The sequence below is a fragment of the Delftia sp. ASV31 genome, assembly GCF_016428765.1.
In the GTDB taxonomy this organism is placed as follows: Bacteria; Pseudomonadota; Gammaproteobacteria; order Burkholderiales; family Burkholderiaceae_C; genus Comamonas; species Comamonas acidovorans.
The window spans coordinates 1-321 of sequence record NZ_JAELTK010000247.1 but is presented as its reverse complement, the minus strand read 5'-3'; the positions used below and the strand labels follow the sequence as shown (position 1 = coordinate 321).

1 pseudogene is annotated in these 321 nt (G+C 77.3%); it reads right to left on the bottom strand.

What is annotated here, in order from left to right:
• Positions 1–188 precede the first annotated feature (188 nt).
• Positions 189–321, bottom strand: a pseudogene (locus JHD82_RS29215) (tripartite tricarboxylate transporter permease); the annotation flags it as partial.

Genomic DNA, 321 nt, shown 5'->3' with positions numbered 1-321 from the left:
CCCCCCCCCCCCCCCCCCCCCCCCCCCCCCCCCCCCCCCCCCCCCCCCCCCCCCCCCCCCCCCCCCCCCCCCCCCCCCCCCCCCCCCCCCCCCCCCCCCCCCCCCCCCCCCCCCCCCCTTTTTACTGCTCCGGCGACCACCGAGATCTACACTGTTCGCATTTCGTCGGCAGCGTCAGATGTGTATAAGAGACAGCCTTCGGGGTTGCCCTTGCCGAAGCTGTCGGGGTCGCGCGAGAACTTCTTGGCCAGCCCGTAGCCCATGAAGCTGGCCGCCACGGCGCCGCCCGGCGTCACGCCCATCCAGCAGCCCACCAGGGCC